Annotated in this window: 16 protein-coding genes; 11 read left to right on the top strand and 5 right to left on the bottom strand. The window is 43.4% G+C overall.

Going from position 1 to position 16,651, the window contains the following annotated elements; genetic code table 11:
• Positions 1–109: 109 nt before the first annotated feature.
• Positions 110–508: a secondary thiamine-phosphate synthase enzyme YjbQ gene (locus tag ACKA06_RS17285; protein ID WP_198257351.1), complete on the bottom strand. Its 399-nt coding sequence runs from the start codon at positions 506–508 to the stop codon at positions 110–112.
• 24 nt (positions 509–532) lie between these two features.
• Complete coding sequence (locus ACKA06_RS17280) at positions 533–1,261, bottom strand: 5-oxoprolinase subunit PxpA (RefSeq protein ID WP_032088397.1); 729 nt, start codon at positions 1,259–1,261, stop codon at positions 533–535.
• Between the two features lie 637 nt (positions 1,262–1,898).
• On the opposite strand from ACKA06_RS17280, the gene ACKA06_RS17275 reads away from it, so the two are divergent.
• Positions 1,899–2,579, top strand: coding sequence for a response regulator transcription factor (locus ACKA06_RS17275; protein ID WP_032088094.1), 681 nt, complete (start codon positions 1,899–1,901; stop codon positions 2,577–2,579).
• The gene (locus ACKA06_RS17270; protein WP_032088095.1) at positions 2,576–4,003 is read left to right on the top strand and encodes a HAMP domain-containing sensor histidine kinase; all 1,428 of its coding nucleotides are present in this window, start codon (positions 2,576–2,578) and stop codon (positions 4,001–4,003) included. The genes ACKA06_RS17275 and ACKA06_RS17270 overlap by 4 nt, the downstream gene beginning before the upstream one ends.
• Before the next feature lie 5 nt (positions 4,004–4,008).
• On the opposite strand, the gene ACKA06_RS17265 is transcribed toward ACKA06_RS17270, so the two are convergent.
• Entirely contained in the window at positions 4,009–4,518 is a 510-nt protein-coding gene (locus tag ACKA06_RS17265; protein WP_032088096.1) for an Hsp20/alpha crystallin family protein, read from the bottom strand.
• Between the two features lie 567 nt (positions 4,519–5,085).
• Here ACKA06_RS17265 and ACKA06_RS17260 point away from each other — a divergent pair.
• From ACKA06_RS17260 to ACKA06_RS17250, 3 genes are all read left to right on the top strand, one after another.
• On the top strand, positions 5,086–7,935 hold the full coding sequence (locus ACKA06_RS17260; RefSeq protein WP_411160263.1) for a 2-oxoglutarate dehydrogenase E1 component: 2,850 nt from the start codon (positions 5,086–5,088) through the stop codon (positions 7,933–7,935).
• 19 nt (positions 7,936–7,954) lie between these two features.
• The gene (gene odhB / locus ACKA06_RS17255; RefSeq protein ID WP_058297505.1) at positions 7,955–9,199 is read left to right on the top strand and encodes a 2-oxoglutarate dehydrogenase complex dihydrolipoyllysine-residue succinyltransferase; all 1,245 of its coding nucleotides are present in this window, start codon (positions 7,955–7,957) and stop codon (positions 9,197–9,199) included.
• A 151-nt stretch (positions 9,200–9,350) separates the two neighbouring features.
• Positions 9,351–9,479, top strand: coding sequence for a hypothetical protein (locus ACKA06_RS17250; RefSeq protein WP_411160262.1), 129 nt, complete (start codon positions 9,351–9,353; stop codon positions 9,477–9,479).
• 94 nt (positions 9,480–9,573) lie between these two features.
• Here the strand turns inward: ACKA06_RS17250 and sda are convergent, their stop codons facing one another.
• Positions 9,574–9,708 carry a sporulation histidine kinase inhibitor Sda gene (gene sda / locus ACKA06_RS17245; RefSeq protein WP_032088099.1) on the bottom strand — a complete coding sequence of 45 codons (135 nt, stop codon included), beginning with the start codon at positions 9,706–9,708 and terminating at the stop codon, positions 9,574–9,576.
• 290 nt (positions 9,709–9,998) lie between these two features.
• On the opposite strand from sda, the gene ACKA06_RS17240 reads away from it, so the two are divergent.
• From ACKA06_RS17240 to ACKA06_RS17230, 3 genes are all read left to right on the top strand, one after another.
• Positions 9,999–11,633, top strand: coding sequence for an AMP-binding protein (locus tag ACKA06_RS17240; protein ID WP_411160265.1), 1,635 nt, complete (start codon positions 9,999–10,001; stop codon positions 11,631–11,633).
• Positions 11,634–12,062: 429 nt separating this feature from the next.
• Complete coding sequence (locus ACKA06_RS17235) at positions 12,063–12,950, top strand: gamma-glutamylcyclotransferase (RefSeq protein WP_214871729.1); 888 nt, start codon at positions 12,063–12,065, stop codon at positions 12,948–12,950.
• 91 nt (positions 12,951–13,041) lie between these two features.
• Positions 13,042–13,668 (top strand): DedA family protein, encoded by a 627-nt coding sequence (locus tag ACKA06_RS17230; RefSeq protein ID WP_411160261.1) that lies wholly within the window; start codon positions 13,042–13,044, stop codon positions 13,666–13,668.
• 33 nt (positions 13,669–13,701) lie between these two features.
• On the opposite strand, the gene ACKA06_RS17225 is transcribed toward ACKA06_RS17230, so the two are convergent.
• Positions 13,702–14,037 (bottom strand): hypothetical protein, encoded by a 336-nt coding sequence (locus ACKA06_RS17225; protein ID WP_411160260.1) that lies wholly within the window; start codon positions 14,035–14,037, stop codon positions 13,702–13,704.
• A gap of 172 nt (positions 14,038–14,209) precedes the next feature.
• Between ACKA06_RS17225 and ACKA06_RS17220 the strand changes: the two genes are divergently transcribed.
• The 3 genes from ACKA06_RS17220 to ACKA06_RS17210 all read left to right on the top strand — a co-directional run bounded on the left by ACKA06_RS17220 (position 14,210) and on the right by ACKA06_RS17210 (position 16,651).
• Positions 14,210–14,416, top strand: a complete 207-nt coding sequence (locus ACKA06_RS17220) for a DUF6501 family protein (protein WP_032088101.1) — start codon at positions 14,210–14,212, stop codon at positions 14,414–14,416.
• A 66-nt stretch (positions 14,417–14,482) separates the two neighbouring features.
• Positions 14,483–15,394, top strand: a complete 912-nt coding sequence (locus tag ACKA06_RS17215; RefSeq protein ID WP_411160259.1) for a GNAT family N-acetyltransferase — start codon at positions 14,483–14,485, stop codon at positions 15,392–15,394.
• A gap of 366 nt (positions 15,395–15,760) precedes the next feature.
• Positions 15,761–16,651, top strand: a complete 891-nt coding sequence (locus ACKA06_RS17210) for an ATP-binding protein (protein ID WP_411160258.1) — start codon at positions 15,761–15,763, stop codon at positions 16,649–16,651.

Below are 16,651 nucleotides of genomic sequence, written 5' to 3'. Positions count from 1 at the left end.
AAGCTTTATTCTTTTCTATTATACAAAAAAAGCTTGTAGACTTGGTCTAATTCTTAGACTTTGTCTACAAGCTGAGACCCCGTTTAAAACGAGGTCTTTTTTGAAAAAGTCAGGATTCCATAATTTGCACAGCCATTTTTCGATGCCGGGGGCCGTCAAACTCACAGAAATAAATCCCTTGCCAGGTCCCCAGCAGTAACCGTCCATCCTTAACAAGGACTGTCTGTGAATGACCTGTCGTGCTCGTTTTCAAATGCGCAGCCGTATTGCCTTCCCCATGAAGGTCCTTGGTATGATTCCAGGGATAGACTTCATCCAGGCGCCTGATAAAATCAGTCTTGACATCGGGGTCGGCATTCTCATTGACTGTAATGCCCGCAGTGGTATGAAGGGATTGTATAATGACTGCTCCGTTTGATATACCGGATTTATCTACAAACTCCTGAACACGGTCAGTGACTTCTATCATTTCATCGCGCTTGCTGGTTTCCAGTTCCATTATTTTCATCTGTCAATCTCCTTCCTTGAGCATTCAGCTCAATTTTTCCTTTAATCTCCTGGCCAGGCTTACACCTTCTATGTTATCTCCGTGAAGACAGATTGTATCTGCCTGTATTGAAATGACTTCACCGCTTGCCGTGACCACTTCCTGTCTTTTGACCATCCTCATCACTTGTTCTTCCACCTTATCTGCATCATGAAGTACGGAATTCGGAAGCGATCTCGGGGTGAGGCTGCCGTCCGACTGATATGTGCGGTCCGCGAATACTTCATGGGCGACCGTAAGCCCGGCCTCATTCCCTGCGCTCGTCAATTCACTTCCTGAGAGGCCGAATAATATGAGGGAATCATCGATATCACGTACAGCCTTTGCAATTGACTGGGACAGTTCAGCGTCCTTGGCAGCCATATTATATAATGCGCCATGAGGTTTCACATGCGATAGCGTCCCCCCTTTTGCCTTTACAATCGCCTGCAGTGCACCAACTTGATATAAAATCAGTGAATACGCTTCTTGTGGATTGAGGGCCATACTTCTGCGCCCGAAACCCTGCAGGTCCGGCAGGCCGGGGTGAGCCCCGATCTTAAGTCCATGCGAGAGTGCCTGCTCCACCGTTTTCATCATCACCACAGGGTCACCCGCATGAAAGCCGCATGCTATATTGACAGAGTCTACATACTTCATCATCTCTTCATCCTGCCCAATCGTGTATGCCCCGAAGCTCTCTCCCAAATCACAATTCAAATCGATTTTCATCACAAGCATCCTTTCTTTCTTGAGCTTTTAATGCAATATAATTGTTTATTATCTTATCATAAGTATGTATAGTAAAAAGAAAAAGCTTGATCCTAGGAAGGACTAAGCTTTAATTTGACCTTTTTGTACAGGGTTTTTATTTTTCCTTCTTCAGCTGGGTGGTTATCGTTAATAACCTTTGTACGAAGTATAAAATAAATGATTTCCTCAGCAATGGCAAATAGTATCAATAATGACACAAATAAAGAGATCCAGAAAGTCACCGACATCATTCCTTTCATAACAGGGATAATACAGTATATGGGTATATGTACCACTTAATGAAAACAGTTAAACACAGGTTGCAGCGTAAACATTTTCATAACTTGAGGATAAGTAGATTATAAATTTATTATGTAAACTCCTTATTTTAGCGGAATTTTATCATCTTCTCATCAGATTTTAATATTAAGGGAGCATGATGAACTTAGAGCAAAAAAGGGAGGTAATGATATGATGATGTTCATACGCTTCATACCCATCCTGTTTTTCAGCATCACGGCTTTGACGTTGTTTACGTTTCAGGGAATTGAGATTTTCCATGCCTTTTATGATTTTTTTTCAAAGAAATAAACGGATCAGAGATATAGCAGGTGAGTAAATGAAAAAAGTTTTATTAATCGAAGATGAAAAAAACCTATCACGTTTTATAGAACTTGAGCTTAAATATGAAGGATATGAAATCGGTCTTGCGTTTACAGGCAGGGACGGGCTGGACATGGCATTGAATGAAGAGTGGGATGTGATCCTGCTGGACCTCATGCTTCCCGGGCTCAATGGATTGGAGGTCTGCCGAAGAATCCGGCAGAGCAAGGAGACGCCGATCCTGATGATCACAGCGCGCGACAGTGTAATGGACAGAGTCTCCGGCCTCGACAGCGGAGCAGATGATTATATCGTAAAACCTTTTGCAATCGAAGAGCTGCTCGCAAGGCTCCGCGCCGTTTTCCGGAGGACACAGAATGATGTCCCGCAGTCGCCCGTAACATCATATGTTCACAACAACCTGACTGTGTATAAGGAATCACGACAGGTATTCAAGGAAGGCAGCGAAATAGAAGTGACAAAGAGAGAATACGATTTATTGCTTGCCTTCCTGGAAAACAAGAATATTGTCCTGACAAGGGAAGTCCTTCTGAATAAAGTATGGGGATACGATACGGAAGTCGAAACCAATGTCGTGGACGTCTATGTCAGGTATTTACGGAATAAACTTGACTCTCCGGAAGAGGAAAGCATCATCCAGACGGTCCGCGGCACTGGATATGTGATGAGATCATGAAAAAGTTAAAGAGGTGGATCAAACCGACGTCACTGAAGGTCAAATGGGCTTTGGCAGCGGGGTCCGCCATATTTCTAGCTTTCTTTCTATTCAGCTTCTTCCAATATCATGCCATTAACAAATGGATGCTTGATGAAGAAGAGAATAACTTCAGCAGGGTCCTTGATGAAATCACCGTATTCTTCAAACAGCGCGGGCAAAATGTGAAGCTTGAGGATATTTATGAAAGCAGAGACCTCATGAAGCAAATTGCAGAAAAAGATCAAACAATCAGGATATTGGACCGTCAGGGGAAGCAGGCCTTGGAAATCAGAGGGGAAAATGAGCCTGCTTTTTATATTCCTTTCCAGCCGGTCAGAGATAAAGAAGTAAAGTTGATCGAAACCGATGATAAAAAAATCCTTATCGGCCATTCTCCTATTCTTTCAAATCAATTCAATGGATACGTAGAAATCATCCAGCCCCTGAATCGTTATGAAAGTATCATGAAAAACCTCTTCTGGATGATGTCCTTCACCGGGGTTGCAGCATTATTATTAAGTGCGCTGCTTGGCTACTTAATGGCACGGAATTTCATAAGGCCGTTGAATAAATTATCAGAGGCCATGCGCTCCATTGAAAGGAATGGGTTTCAACGAAGAGTGGAAGCGACGAACGCTCATGATGAAATCAGTGAGCTTTCTCAAATCTTCAATAAGATGATGATCGAAATAGAGAGGTCATTCAGGCAGCAGCAGCAGTTTGTGGAAGATGCCTCCCATGAATTAAGGACCCCCATCCAGGTCCTGGAGGGACATCTCTCCTTACTGAACAGGTGGGGGAAAAAGGACCCTTCGATCCTGGAGGAATCATTACAGGTTTCCCTCGAGGAGCTTGACAGAGTCAAACGCCTAGTGGGAGAACTGCTTGAGTTATCAAAGGCCGACCGTGAACTGGCGGATTATGAAAATGCCAAAGTCAATATTAAAGAAGTTTCACGCAAAATCATCCGTGATTTTACATTCCTTCACCAGGACTATGATTTCGAACTCAGGGATGATCTCAAGGAGACTGCAGAGGCATTTATGTTAAAGAGGCATCTGGAACAAATACTGGTCATCTTACTGGATAATGCGGTGAAATACTCCGAAACACGGACCCGGGTAGAGGTCCGGATGTACGAACAGGACAAGCTGCTTGTACTTGAAGTGAAGGATGAAGGGATCGGAATACCTGAAGAAGACCTGCAAAAGGTGTTTGACCGTTTTTACCGTGTGGATAAAGCGAGAAGCAGGGAAAAAGGCGGTTACGGACTGGGGCTGGCAATTGCCTCCAAACTGATCTATAACTATGGCGGTACAATTGAAGCTTCGAGGAATGAACCTGCTGGAACAATTATACGTGTTTCATTGAAACGGGCAGCAAAACTCGAGGAAGAGAAATAGACGTCTCAGTATTTTTCTGAGACGTCTATTTCTGTGTACTGCATATCGACGCTTCTCGGGATTTTTAATTCAAGCACCCCATCCTTATATTGCGCCATCGCTCCTTTTTTCTTAACAAGTGAAGGAAGTGTCAGAACCTGCCGGTCTCCCTGTTCGGGTATATTCTCTATGATTGCCTGGTTGGATGTGTGATAAATCTTCATCTGTTTCATCCAGTCTTCATTGGGGATCTTCATCCGGATATAAACATCCTCAAACGTTTCAAATATATTAATAGGGATTTGATTTTGCTGAGAAGGGGTTCCTTGATCGCGTTGTGGAGGTTCGCTCTCCATCGGATGAATGAAAGGCTGGTGGCCTTTCATTGCTTCATTTGGGTTCATCATACTGCTCCAACCACCTGGAAACATATTTTTCATCATATTCTGTACATAAGAGTCAATTTCTTTAGGGTTCATGTTATTCATTTGTTCCTTCATGTCTTTATTGAACGGGAACAAGCTCCATGGAAACATAAGCATCACCTTTCTTTGGCGCACACGATCTTACTTAGACAGTCCGTTATAAACAGTATTGGTTGATATATCGTATGCAGAAATGGGCGAAGAGTTCAGGTGAAGAAGGATTAATCATTCCGGTTTGAGGGAATGGGATATTAAAGCTTGCACTATAGAATTCTAACATTCAATAAAAAAGACAGAATTTGATAAAAAGTATTTGGTTTTTTTTAGTAAGAGTAGTAAGATGGTTTATGAAAAAAGTTACCCGAGTAACGATTATAAGAGGGTGGAGAAGAAAGCGCTTAATAAAAAGTTATTTCAAAATAGTCCATTTTATATGAAGTTTTTCACAAATCATTATGGGAATATAAGTAAATGAGTATAGGATTAAGTCGAACACAAAATTTTAAGAAATTTGTCATAAAGACTTTAACTTACTACTTCACAGTGATAAAATATCTCTGTAAGCGTTTTAGTGCTTAAATAATATTATTCTTGCATAACAATTTTCAGAAATTGTAAGTGGAAGGATACCTGATACCCAAATTATACTAACTGGCAAATAGTTGGAGGTTTTTCAAAATGAAAAAGCAATCGACAAACCAAGGCGAGCCATGGCATTCCTTTTATGGACCAAATCTGGGCTACGTGATGGAGGTCTATGAACAATTTCTTGAGGATCCATCTGAAGTAGACCCTGAACTGAGGGAGTTATTTGAACAATGGGGGCCTCCTACTGCTGAAGATGCTGCAGTGATGGCAAGTGCGCAGAAAGCAGACGCTTCATTTACTCTGCCTGCCCAGCCGACGGCGCTTAGCAAAATGGTCGCAGCCGTCAAGCTTGCAGATAATATCCGTACATATGGTCATTTGGCTGCTGACATCAACCCGCTCAATGACCGCAATAAAGATACAAGAAGAATCGAACTTTCAGAGTTCGACTTGACCGAGGAAGACCTGAAGAACATCCCGGTTGAGTTCCTATGCCCTGATGCACCGTCCCGTATCAAAGACGGCCTTCAGGCAGTGAATCATTTGAAAGAAGTTTACACAAGGAAACTTGCATTCGAATATGCACATGTTCATGAGCTGGAAGAAAAGAACTGGCTCAGGGAAAAAATCGAGTCAGGTTCATATTTTTCACCTTTGTCCAAAGAACAGAAAGTGTCCTTATTAAAACGCCTGGCCGAAGTGGATGGATTTGAAAAATATGTCCACCGCACATTCGTTGGACAAAAGCGCTTCTCGATCGAAGGTTTGGACACCATGGTGCCTTTACTCGATGAGTTGATCCGCTATTCCGTTGAAGCAGGAGCGAAGACGGTGAATATCGGTATGGCTCACCGCGGAAGGCTGAATGTCCTTGCACATGTAATCGGCAAGCCGTACGAAATGATCTTTGCTGAATTCCAGCATGCACCAAGTAAAGACCTGATTCCATCAGAAGGTTCCATCGGCATCACTTTCGGATGGACAGGAGATGTCAAGTATCATCTTGGAGCAGACAGGGAAATCTCCCCGCAGGCCATGCCGACTGCAAGAGCACGCGTGACATTGGCGAATAATCCGAGCCATTTGGAAGTAGTGAGCCCGATCGTTGCCGGCTATACACGTGCTGCACAGGAGAACCGGGAAGAAAACGGATATCCAGTCCAATCATCCGAAACATCCTATGCGGTCATGATTCATGGAGATGCAGCATTCCCTGGACAGGGAGTCGTTGCAGAAACATTAAATATGAGCAGGCTGCGCGGATATAATACAGGCGGATCCATCCACCTTATCGCGAATAATATGATCGGATTCACCACGGAGAGCCGTGATTCCCGTTCTACTAAATATGCTTCTGACACAGCAAAGGGCTTTGAAGTGCCAATTGTGCACGTAAATGCAGATGATCCGGAAGCTTGTCTGGCAGCTGCCGTCTTAGCCTATGAATATCGTAAAACATTCGGCAAGGATTTCGTCATCGACCTTATCGGGTACCGCAGATTCGGTCACAACGAGATGGATGAACCGATGGTGACGAATCCTCAGATGTATTCCATCATCCAGAATCATCCGAATGTCAAAAAACTGTACGCTGAACAACTGATTTCCGACGAGATCATCTCTCAGGAGGAAGTCGAAAAAATGGACTCAGAAGTGGAAGAAGTGCTGAAGGCGGCCTACGATAAGGTCCCGGCGAAGGATGAAGATCCAGATACTGTCCTTGCACCTCCGGAAGACGTGGCAAACGGTCTGCCGGAACTTAACACAACCGTGGAATTCGATAAGCTGAAGCATATTAATGAAGAGCTGCTTCAATGGCCGGAAGGTTTCAATGTGTTCAAGAAGCTCGGAAAGATCCTGCAAAGACGCAGCCAGGCCTTTGAAGGCAAGGGGAAAATCGACTGGGCACATGCAGAGACACTCGCATTTGCATCCATCCTTAAAGACGGCACCCCGATCCGATTGACCGGCCAGGACTCTGAGCGCGGTACATTCGCACAGCGCCACCTTGTCCTGCATGATGAAAAAACAGGGGAAGAATACATCCCGCTGCACCATATTGCGGAAAGCAATGCATCGTTCGTCGTCCATAACAGCCCTTTGACTGAAACAGCGGTTGTCGGGTATGAGTACGGCTATAATGTTTTTGCACCTGAGACCCTCGTTCTTTGGGAAGCTCAATTCGGTGATTTCTCTAATATGGCACAAGTCATGTTCGATCAGTTCATTTCAGCCGGCCGCGCCAAGTGGGGTCAGAAAACAGGTCTTGTCATGCTTCTTCCACACGGATATGAAGGTCAGGGTCCTGAACACTCAAGTGCCCGTCTTGAGAGATTCCTTCAGTTGGGCGGAGAGTATAACTGGACAGTCGCCAACTGCTCGACTGCAGGGCAGTATTTTCACGTACTGAGACGCCAGGCAGCTATCCTTCAAAAAGAAGAAGTCAGGCCTCTTGTTATCATGACGCCTAAGAGCCTGCTTCGTAATCAATTCGCATCCGTAACTGCGGAAGAGCTTGCAGAGGGAGAATTCCATTCAGTACTCGAGCAAAAAGGATTGGGAGAAAACCGTGAAGCTGTAGAGCGGATTGTAATCGGCAGCGGTAAGATTGCAATCGACCTTGAAGAAAAGCTGCAGGGCATGGATGAAACGGATTGGCTTCATATACTTAGACTTGAAGAAATTTATCCGTTCCCTAAAAATGATATGGAAGAAATCCTTGGAAGATATCCTAACCTGAAAGAATTGGTCTGGATCCAGGAAGAACCGAAGAATATGGGAGCATGGACATTTGTTGAACCAAGACTGCGTGACTTGGCATCAGAAGGCGTTGACGTTCAATATGTAGGACGCAGAAGACGTTCTAGTCCTTCTGAAGGGGAACCTACTGTACACAAAAAAGAACAAGCACGTATCATTAACGAAGCGTTAACTCGATAAGAAAGAGGAGGACATCACAGTGGCAGAAATCAAAGTTCCAGAATTGGCAGAATCAATTACAGAAGGTACGATTGCTCAATGGTTGAAGCAGCCTGGCGATTATGTTGAAAAAGGCGAGTACATCGTAGAACTAGAAACAGATAAAGTAAATGTAGAAGTGATTTCTGAAGAAGCGGGCACCATTCAAGAACTAAAAGCCGATGAAGGTGACACTGTAGAGGTTGGTCAGGTCATCGCAATTGTGGGAGCAGGCGGGGAAGCTCCGGCACCTGCAGACAAAAAAGAAGAAAAAGAGGAACCACAGCAGCAGGAAAAAGCTGAGGAGAAAGCTCCTAAAGAAGAAGCTCCTGCATCAAAAGACGATAAAAAGAATCGTCCGATCGCTTCTCCTGCAGCCCGTAAGCTTGCGCGTGAAAAAGGAATCGACCTTTCTCAAGTACCTACCGACCCGCTTGGAAGAGTGAGAAAGCAAGATATCGAAGCGTATGAGAACAAGCCGGCATCCGCGCCTGCTAAGCCTGCTCAGGAAGCAAAGAAAGCTCCTGCCAAGAAAGATGACGGTAAGCCGGTCGTTCGTGAAAAAATGTCCCGCAGAAGACAGACCATTGCGAAGCGTCTTGTAGAAGTACAACAGACAGCTGCAATGCTGACCACTTTCAATGAAATTGACATGTCTGCCGTCATGGAATTGAGAAAGCGTAAAAAAGACAAATTCTTTGAAGATCATGATGTTCGTCTTGGATTCATGAGCTTCTTCACAAAAGCTGTAACAGCGGCGCTGAAAAAATATCCTTACGTTAATGCAGAAATTGACGGCGATGAAATCGTCCTTAAGAAGTATTACGATGTAGGTGTTGCTGTATCAACGGATGATGGTCTTGTAGTACCGGTTGTAAGAAATTGCGACCGCAAGAACTTTGCAGAAATTGAAGGCGAAATCATGGAGCTTGCGACAAAAGCAAGAAATAACAAGCTTGCACTGTCCGATCTTCAAGGCGGATCCTTCACCATCACCAACGGGGGAGTATTTGGTTCGTTATTATCCACACCGATCTTAAACGGACCTCAGGTAGGTATCCTGGGAATGCATACAATCCAGCTCCGACCTGTAGCGATCGACAAAGAGAACATGGAGAACCGCCCAATGATGTATATCGCGCTTTCCTATGATCACCGAATCATTGACGGGAAAGAAGCGGTAGGATTCCTGGCTACAATCAAGAACCTTCTTGAAAACCCTGAAGATTTACTGCTTGAAGGATAAGTTTTACCTTACTGAATATAGATGAATGTGTTTGCCGGTACGCTTCGTGTGTACCGGTTTTTTTTTTGTGACAGGCCACACTGATTTTTACTATATGCATAAAATATAGAAATAGGAAAATATTTTTCCTTGGGTAAAAAGGGGTGGAATCATGAAGGACCGGCGAGCAAAGAGACTGATATACTGTGCTTATATATTGAATAAGATAGGATTACTCGATTACAGCCAAATGAAGCATCTGGAGAAACAATATTCGAAAAAACGGGACATCACGGAGTGAACATGAAAAAGACAGACTCCTGGCAGGAGTCTGTCAACCAACTATTCTCAGGGGATGAGAATCATTTGTTTTTATTTTATCTTGGTTACGGTTGTCATGATTTCCTAAAAGGCTTCAACCCTCGAGTGCGGATCTCTTTTCTTAATAATTGAATCCAATCTTGATCATTCCCTTGCTTCTCAGCATCGCGATAAGCTGCCACTAACTGTTCATTACTTAAGATTTTCATGACCAACCTCCTAGGAATGTTTAAAATATAGAATTTTCTATATTTTCTCTATATTTTACATAGAAACTGCCTATTTGAAAAGAGTTTTTATTAAATTCCTTCAAAAGTAGCATTTTAAGATATTTTGTAGAAAGGCGTTTATATATTTGGTTATTTGTCTAAAGAAATAGTTTGATCTTTTTTTAATTTATATTAGTTTGAAAATTTTAATTTTTGTGATAATATACACGCATATAATATTTTTTAATGTAAGCGATACCATTCTAAGGGGGATATTTGAATTGACGGACATTCTGGAAACCACTATTGGGGAACTGCTTGAAGAAAAAGCACGTATACAGCCAAACAAAGATGCAGTGGTTTATGCTGACAGGGGTTTAAGATGGACTTATAAAGAATTGAACGAGAAATGCAGACAGGCAGCAAGGGGTTTCATGAAGCTCGGCATCGAAAAGGGTGAACATATTGCCATTTGGGCTTCAAATACACCTGAATGGATCTTAAGTCAGTTTTCAACAGGTAAGATGGGAGCGGTCCTGGTAACAGTCAATACAAATTACCGCACAGCTGAACTCGAATACCTGTTAAGGCAGTCTGACAGCACGACCATCATCTTGATGGAAGAATACCGGGGTGCCTCGTATATCAAAATGCTTTATGAGATCTGTCCTGAATTAAAAGACTCTGAACCTGGCAAATTACATAGTGAAAAACTGCCAAAATTAAAAAATGTCATTGTGATGGGAGATAAGAAATTTCCAGGCACGTTCAAGTGGGACGAAATCATGGCACTGGGAAGAGAAGTGGATGATGAATCTCTGGATAATAGGATGGGGAGCCTGGCGCCACAGGAAGTCATTAATATGCAGTATACCTCGGGGACGACCGGTTTTCCAAAAGGTGTCATGCTGACTCACTCGAATATTGTGAATAACGCGTATAATGTCGCCGGCTGTATGAGATTGACCAATGAAGATCGCTTGTGCATACCAGTCCCATTCTTTCACTGTTTTGGCTGCGTGATGGGGACGCTTGCTTGTGTGACTGTCGGTGCTGCCATGATACCCGTGCAGGAATTCAATCCATCCCAAGTACTCCAGGTCGTACAAGATGAAAAGTGCACGGCATTGCATGGGGTTCCCACCATGTTCATCGGGGAATTGAATCTGCCTGATTTCGATCGATATGACCTCGGCAGTCTGAGAACCGGGATCATGGCAGGAAGCAACTGTCCGATCGAAGTCATGAAAGATGTCATGAATAAAATGGGTGCCGAGGAAATCACCATCGCCTATGGTCAGACGGAATCCTCGCCGGTCATCACCCAGACCCGTACCCATGATCCCCTTGAATTGAAGGTGGAAACAGTCGGCAGGGCACTTCCCAACGTGGAAGTGAAAATTGTGGAGCCGGGGACCGACCTTGAAGTACCCACAGGGACACAGGGGGAGCTCTGTACCAGGGGATATCACGTAATGAAAGGCTATTACAAAAACGAAGAAGCGACCAAAGCGGCCATCGACGATGATGAATGGCTGCACACAGGGGACCTGGCCGTGATGGATGAGTACGGCTATTGCAGGATCACTGGCAGGCTCAAGGATATGATCATTAGAGGCGGTGAAAATATCTACCCACGTGAAATTGAGGAGTTTTTGTACTCGCATCCCAAAATACTCGATGTTCAGGTAATCGGAATCCCGGATGAAACGTTCGGTGAAGAAGTAATGGCTTGGATCATTCTAAAAGAAGGGCAATCCGCAACCACCGGTGAAATCAGAGATTACTGCAACGGAAAAATTTCACGTCACAAGATTCCAAGGTTCATTGAATTCACAGATTCCTATCCAATGACCGCATCAGGGAAAATCCAAAAATTCAAACTAAAAGAACAAGCCCAACAAGCAATCACACCTAAGGGATAAATAAATTTTGAAGTTCATTCTTAAAGACAAAGAGACATAAGAATGTTAGGCCAAGAAAAATCCAAACTATTTTGTTGAATCTTAGGATTCAAATTAGTTTGGATTTTCTATTTGTCTAGATTATGCAGGGTGATGGTGATAACTTTCACTCTTTTATAGCGTTTGATTGGAGTGCAAAACGCGGACTCCTGCGGGAAAAAGCGTGTAAGGTGAGACCCCGCAGGGAGGTACGACTGAGGAGGCTCACCAACCGCCCGTGGAAAGCGGAGTTTTGCACGGAAATCAATAGCGGTACTATAAGTCTTCACTTAATTTTTCATTATTCTTTTTTAAAGGGTTTCAATTAAAGCGGTAAAACCATTTCACTGAAAAATCAAACAGAATTTGATAAAATGAATCTATTCATTATAGATAAAGGGGAGAGACAGCTTGAACGTTTTCGTTTACGGAACATTAAGAAGGCACGAAGAAAATCATTCACTTTTAAAAGATGCACCATTACAATATGAACAAGCTTGGACCCAAGGCACATTATATGACACCGGCAATGGATACCCAGCCCTTAAAGAAGGGGAAGGGACCGTTTATGGCGAAATATATAAGATAAATGAAGAGCTGCTCGCCAAACTCGATGAAATCGAGGATTATATAGAAGGCAGAGAGGAAAACCTGTACAACCGGCAGCTGCAGCAAGTAAATACGGACCGCGGGCCGATTGAAGCATTTGTTTACTATGGGCTTGAAGGAAAATTATTCCAAACCGAAATTTCCTCAGGCGATTGGAAGGTTCACCGATTCATTCAGGAAAAGCCGGAGAGGATATTGTATTTTGCTTATGGATCCTGTATGGACGACGACCGTTTTAAACTTGCAAAAGTGGATCATCATTTTAAAAAATGTATGGGAGCGGGCTCCTTGGATGGATACTCAATGAAGTATCTTTTCAAAGTGGCTGACGGCGGACGCGGAGATATCATTGAAGATGGCGGAAAGATGGAAGGAGTCGTTTACGATATTCCCCAGGACGCGGTAGAGTATCTGTTTACAAGAGAAGGAGTCGCGCCCGGCTGGTACAGAGCGGCTTTCGTGGATGTAGTGATAGGCGGAGAGGTTTATCAAGATGTCCTCACATTTATTGTTAAAACGAAATTTGATGAAGTACTCCCCCCTGAACACTATGCCAGGGAAATTCTAAGAGGGAGCCTTCCCCATGTAAGTGCTGCCTATCATTCGAAGCTGCAGCAGCAGCTCATAGATTTGGGGATGGTCGAAGAACAGGTCAAGAATTTACTGAAAGACCCCGAAACTTCTGAATGAGTCACACAAATTCATCGTTCTCAGGAGCATCTAATGTCCATATTTCAAACGTGTAAAATGCACTACATCCTGGATAGAAACGAGGTGTAAGATGGATTTCTTACTTGAACTGGTGGACCAATACGGGTATATCGCAATGTTTCTATTCAGCTGGATTGTATTCCTCGGGTTACCGGTACCGAACGAGATAGCAGCTGCCTTCGCGGGATATCTTACAGAGTGGAGACATTTCGATCCCTACACCTCGTTTTTATTTATGTACAGCGGATTATTGAGCTATGGTATATTCGGGTACTTTGCAGGTGACCGTTTTGGAACAAGACTGATGATCCGGAAGTTCAAAAACGGGAAGATGCAGATCCTTATGGAAAAGGGTGAAAACTGGATTGAGAGATATGGGTCATTCGCTATTTCAATAAGTTATTTCATCCCCGGGGTCCGACTTGTGATGCCTTATATCGCGGGCACAGCTAAAGGCATAACGCTTATAAAATTCATCATATATGCCGCCCCTTCTGCCTTTGTATGGGCCCTTGTATACTTTCAGATTGGAAGGTATTTTCCGAAGAGTTTTCGCCGGATCGTGGAAGAAGTCAGTTTAAAAGCAGGCATCGTTGCTGGAGTCCTTGTTTCTTGTATTCTGATATACTTCCTGCTGAAATTGTTAAAGAGAAAATATCCTTCATTCCTCAGGAAAAGAATCAGATATCGAAAATAAATGAACCGATTTAACGATATCCGTTAAATCGGTTTAACTGTGTGGGGATGAATCATCAATGATCGTGAAGTAATCTCCAAAAACCCCGATTGCCTTAATAGTGAATCTATCGCCGTTTTGATCCTCGTAAACTTTCCCTACTGTATTAAACAGTAAGTATCCCTTTTTGATTGTAGAGCCGGTTTCAATCAATGTGTACACCGAATTTTCTTCGGCTTTTCTTGTACACGATACCTTCTCTTTACAGTCTATCTGATATTCCTCTTCAAGCCAGGCATAGAACTGTTCTTCTGACGGTCTGTGGGTAGTCATATACCAGGCGAGAAGAAGCAGGGAAATCATAAAAATCTGCTGCATTGCTTTTTTCATTGAATAGCGCCTTTCAACTTGGATTCTCCTATAATATACCATGTCATGCCTATTCATTACAGGTGATTTTTGATAAATCCTTAAAAAGAGAATGGATACTGCAGAAAGTTTGCTGTTGAACAAATCTTTGGGGAAGAATATACTGAATACAAACGCATTTAGGAGGATTCTGATGATACATCATACATGGACAGAAAATAGTGCAGTGAAAAAAGTGAAATGTGTACATACCGATGCCAAAAAATACACCGTTGCGAATGTGCTGGAAATCGGCAAAGAATACGAAGTGAAAAATGAATCTGAAGATTACTACTTTGTAATCGATGAAAGCGGCAAAATGGGCGGCTTTTATAAAGAGTACTTCGAAGAAATAAAATAATATTTTCGTAAAGCTGATTTCTTCAAACGGACGGGAATCAGCTTTTTACTTTCTGGGGGGATCGTAATGAGGGAGCATACATACACAATCAGGCCTGCGAAGCTTGAAGATCTGCCAACAATCTTTCAGTTATTTTTGGAGTATGAAGAGAAGGTTTACGGAGAGAGGCAGACAAGCGAATTGGAAGTAAGGGAAATACTGACGACCATTGATGAAAACGACCGTAAAGCCCTTTGGAAAGACGGGAAGCTGGCCGGATTCTCACTGTTGACCGTAAAAGACCACCGTCTTCCGTCTCTTCTGATGGTTTACCCTGAAGAAGAGATGGGTGTTATAATGAATGAATTGCTGAAGGAGCTTGTTCATTCAGCTGTCAGTAAAAAAGAGAACGAGAGAGATGAAAGAGTCATCGTTTTATCTGCCAATCTTGAAACGGAAAGCAAAACTCTTGAAGATTATGGCTTCACTCCCGTCCGGCACTGGTTTCAAATGAACATGGATTTAACGGACTACACCGTGAAATTTCCAGATAAAGAGGATGGGCCGGTATTGTCGACTTTCAGTTTGGATGAAACCGAAATGCTGCATGAGTTATTTGAAGAGGTTTTCTCCGATCATTTCGATTACCACCCAACGAGCCTTGAAGATTTCAAGAAAAGATTTCAAAGGGAACTATTTGATCCAAGCCTCTGGTTTTTATTGAAAAAAGAGAATGAACCGATCGGCTTTATTATGTGCACAGTCAATGATGAGTCGGGGCTGGGTGAAATAACCCATTTGGGTGTGCGAAAAGACTGCAGGAACAGAGGATACGCAACAATCCTGCTCCATCATGCATTCACCATCCTGAAGGAAAGGGGTATGAACACTGCAGCTCTATCCGTAGACAGTGAATCCCTTACAGACGCGACAATCGTTTATCAAAAAGCAGGGATGCACGTTCATCGAAGTTTTACGCGCATGGACTTTACAGTATAAACTTTTTAAACATCCGACCAGGATGTTTTTTATTGTCCAGCTAAGGCGGCAAGGAGCTCGAGGTCATAAGATAAACTGACCAAAAAGGCAAAGAGCGCCTTTCGGTAAGTTCTCTTATGCTTGTCGCTCCTGAACGAGCCGCCTCCGCTTTTCGAATGTCCAGCTGCGGTGGCTAGAGACTCGAGGTCATAAGCCAAGAACCCGAAAAAGGCAAAAAAACGCCTTTTCGGGGTTCTCGTCTTATGCTTGTCGTCTCTGGGCGAGCCGCCTCCGCTTTTCGGTTATGCCCCGCAGTCCCGTGATATACTTTTTTTGCAGTGAAAGCGCTCTTACATGTATGATGTGTCTAGTAGACCATTTGAAAGGATGTCATGGATGAATCACGAAACTACTTTACCGCAATCGGTGATTGAAATCATAAATGAAAGAAGAGACCAATTCAACAGCACAGAGTATGGATTCCTGATCGGAGAGGGAGGATACTCATCGAGTGACGGCCACATTATTGAAGACAGCATCATCTCATTATCAATGGGGAAGAACCTGCTCCTGAAAGGTCCGACAGGTTCAGGAAAGACCAAGTTGTCCGATACCCTTTCTTCCATTTTCTTGCAGCCGATGCACAGCATTAACTGCTCAGTGGATCTGGATGCAGAAGCATTGCTCGGATATAAGACGATTTCTGAAAAGAACGGGAAAAACTCAATTGAATTTATCGAAGGACCTGTAATCCAGGCAATGAAGAAAGGTCATCTATTATATATTGATGAAATCAATATGGCCAAGCCCGAAACCCTGCCGATATTGAACGGTGTACTTGATTACCGGAGAAGCATCACGAATCCATTCACGGGAGAAGTAATAAAAGCGGCTCCTGAATTCGGAGTCATTGCAGCAATCAATGAGGGTTATGTAGGGACAGTTCCTTTGAATGAAGCATTGAAAAACAGGTTTGTCGTTGTGGATGTCCCGTATATTGAAGGAGACGTTCTGAAGGAAGTCATTAAAAGTCAGAGCCAGTTGAAAAATGAGAAGCTGATCCATACTTTCGTCGAGCTGTCTTCTGATTTATTGGTTCAGGTGAAAAACGGTCAAGTCTCAGAGGAGGCTGCTTCCATCCGTGCCTTACTCGATGCATGCGATCTTGCCGTTTACTTGCCGGCAAAGCGCGCCATCCAGCGCGGTATCATTGATAAGCTGGAAGATGAGAGGGAGAAAGCGGCTATAAAAAATATAGCGGAAACCTTGTTTGAGTGA

Origin of the sequence: Rossellomorea oryzaecorticis (genome assembly GCF_045897515.1) — a bacterium.
GTDB lineage: Bacteria > Bacillota > Bacilli > Bacillales > Bacillaceae_B > Rossellomorea > Rossellomorea enclensis.
This window is presented reverse-complemented; position numbering and strand designations above follow the sequence as displayed.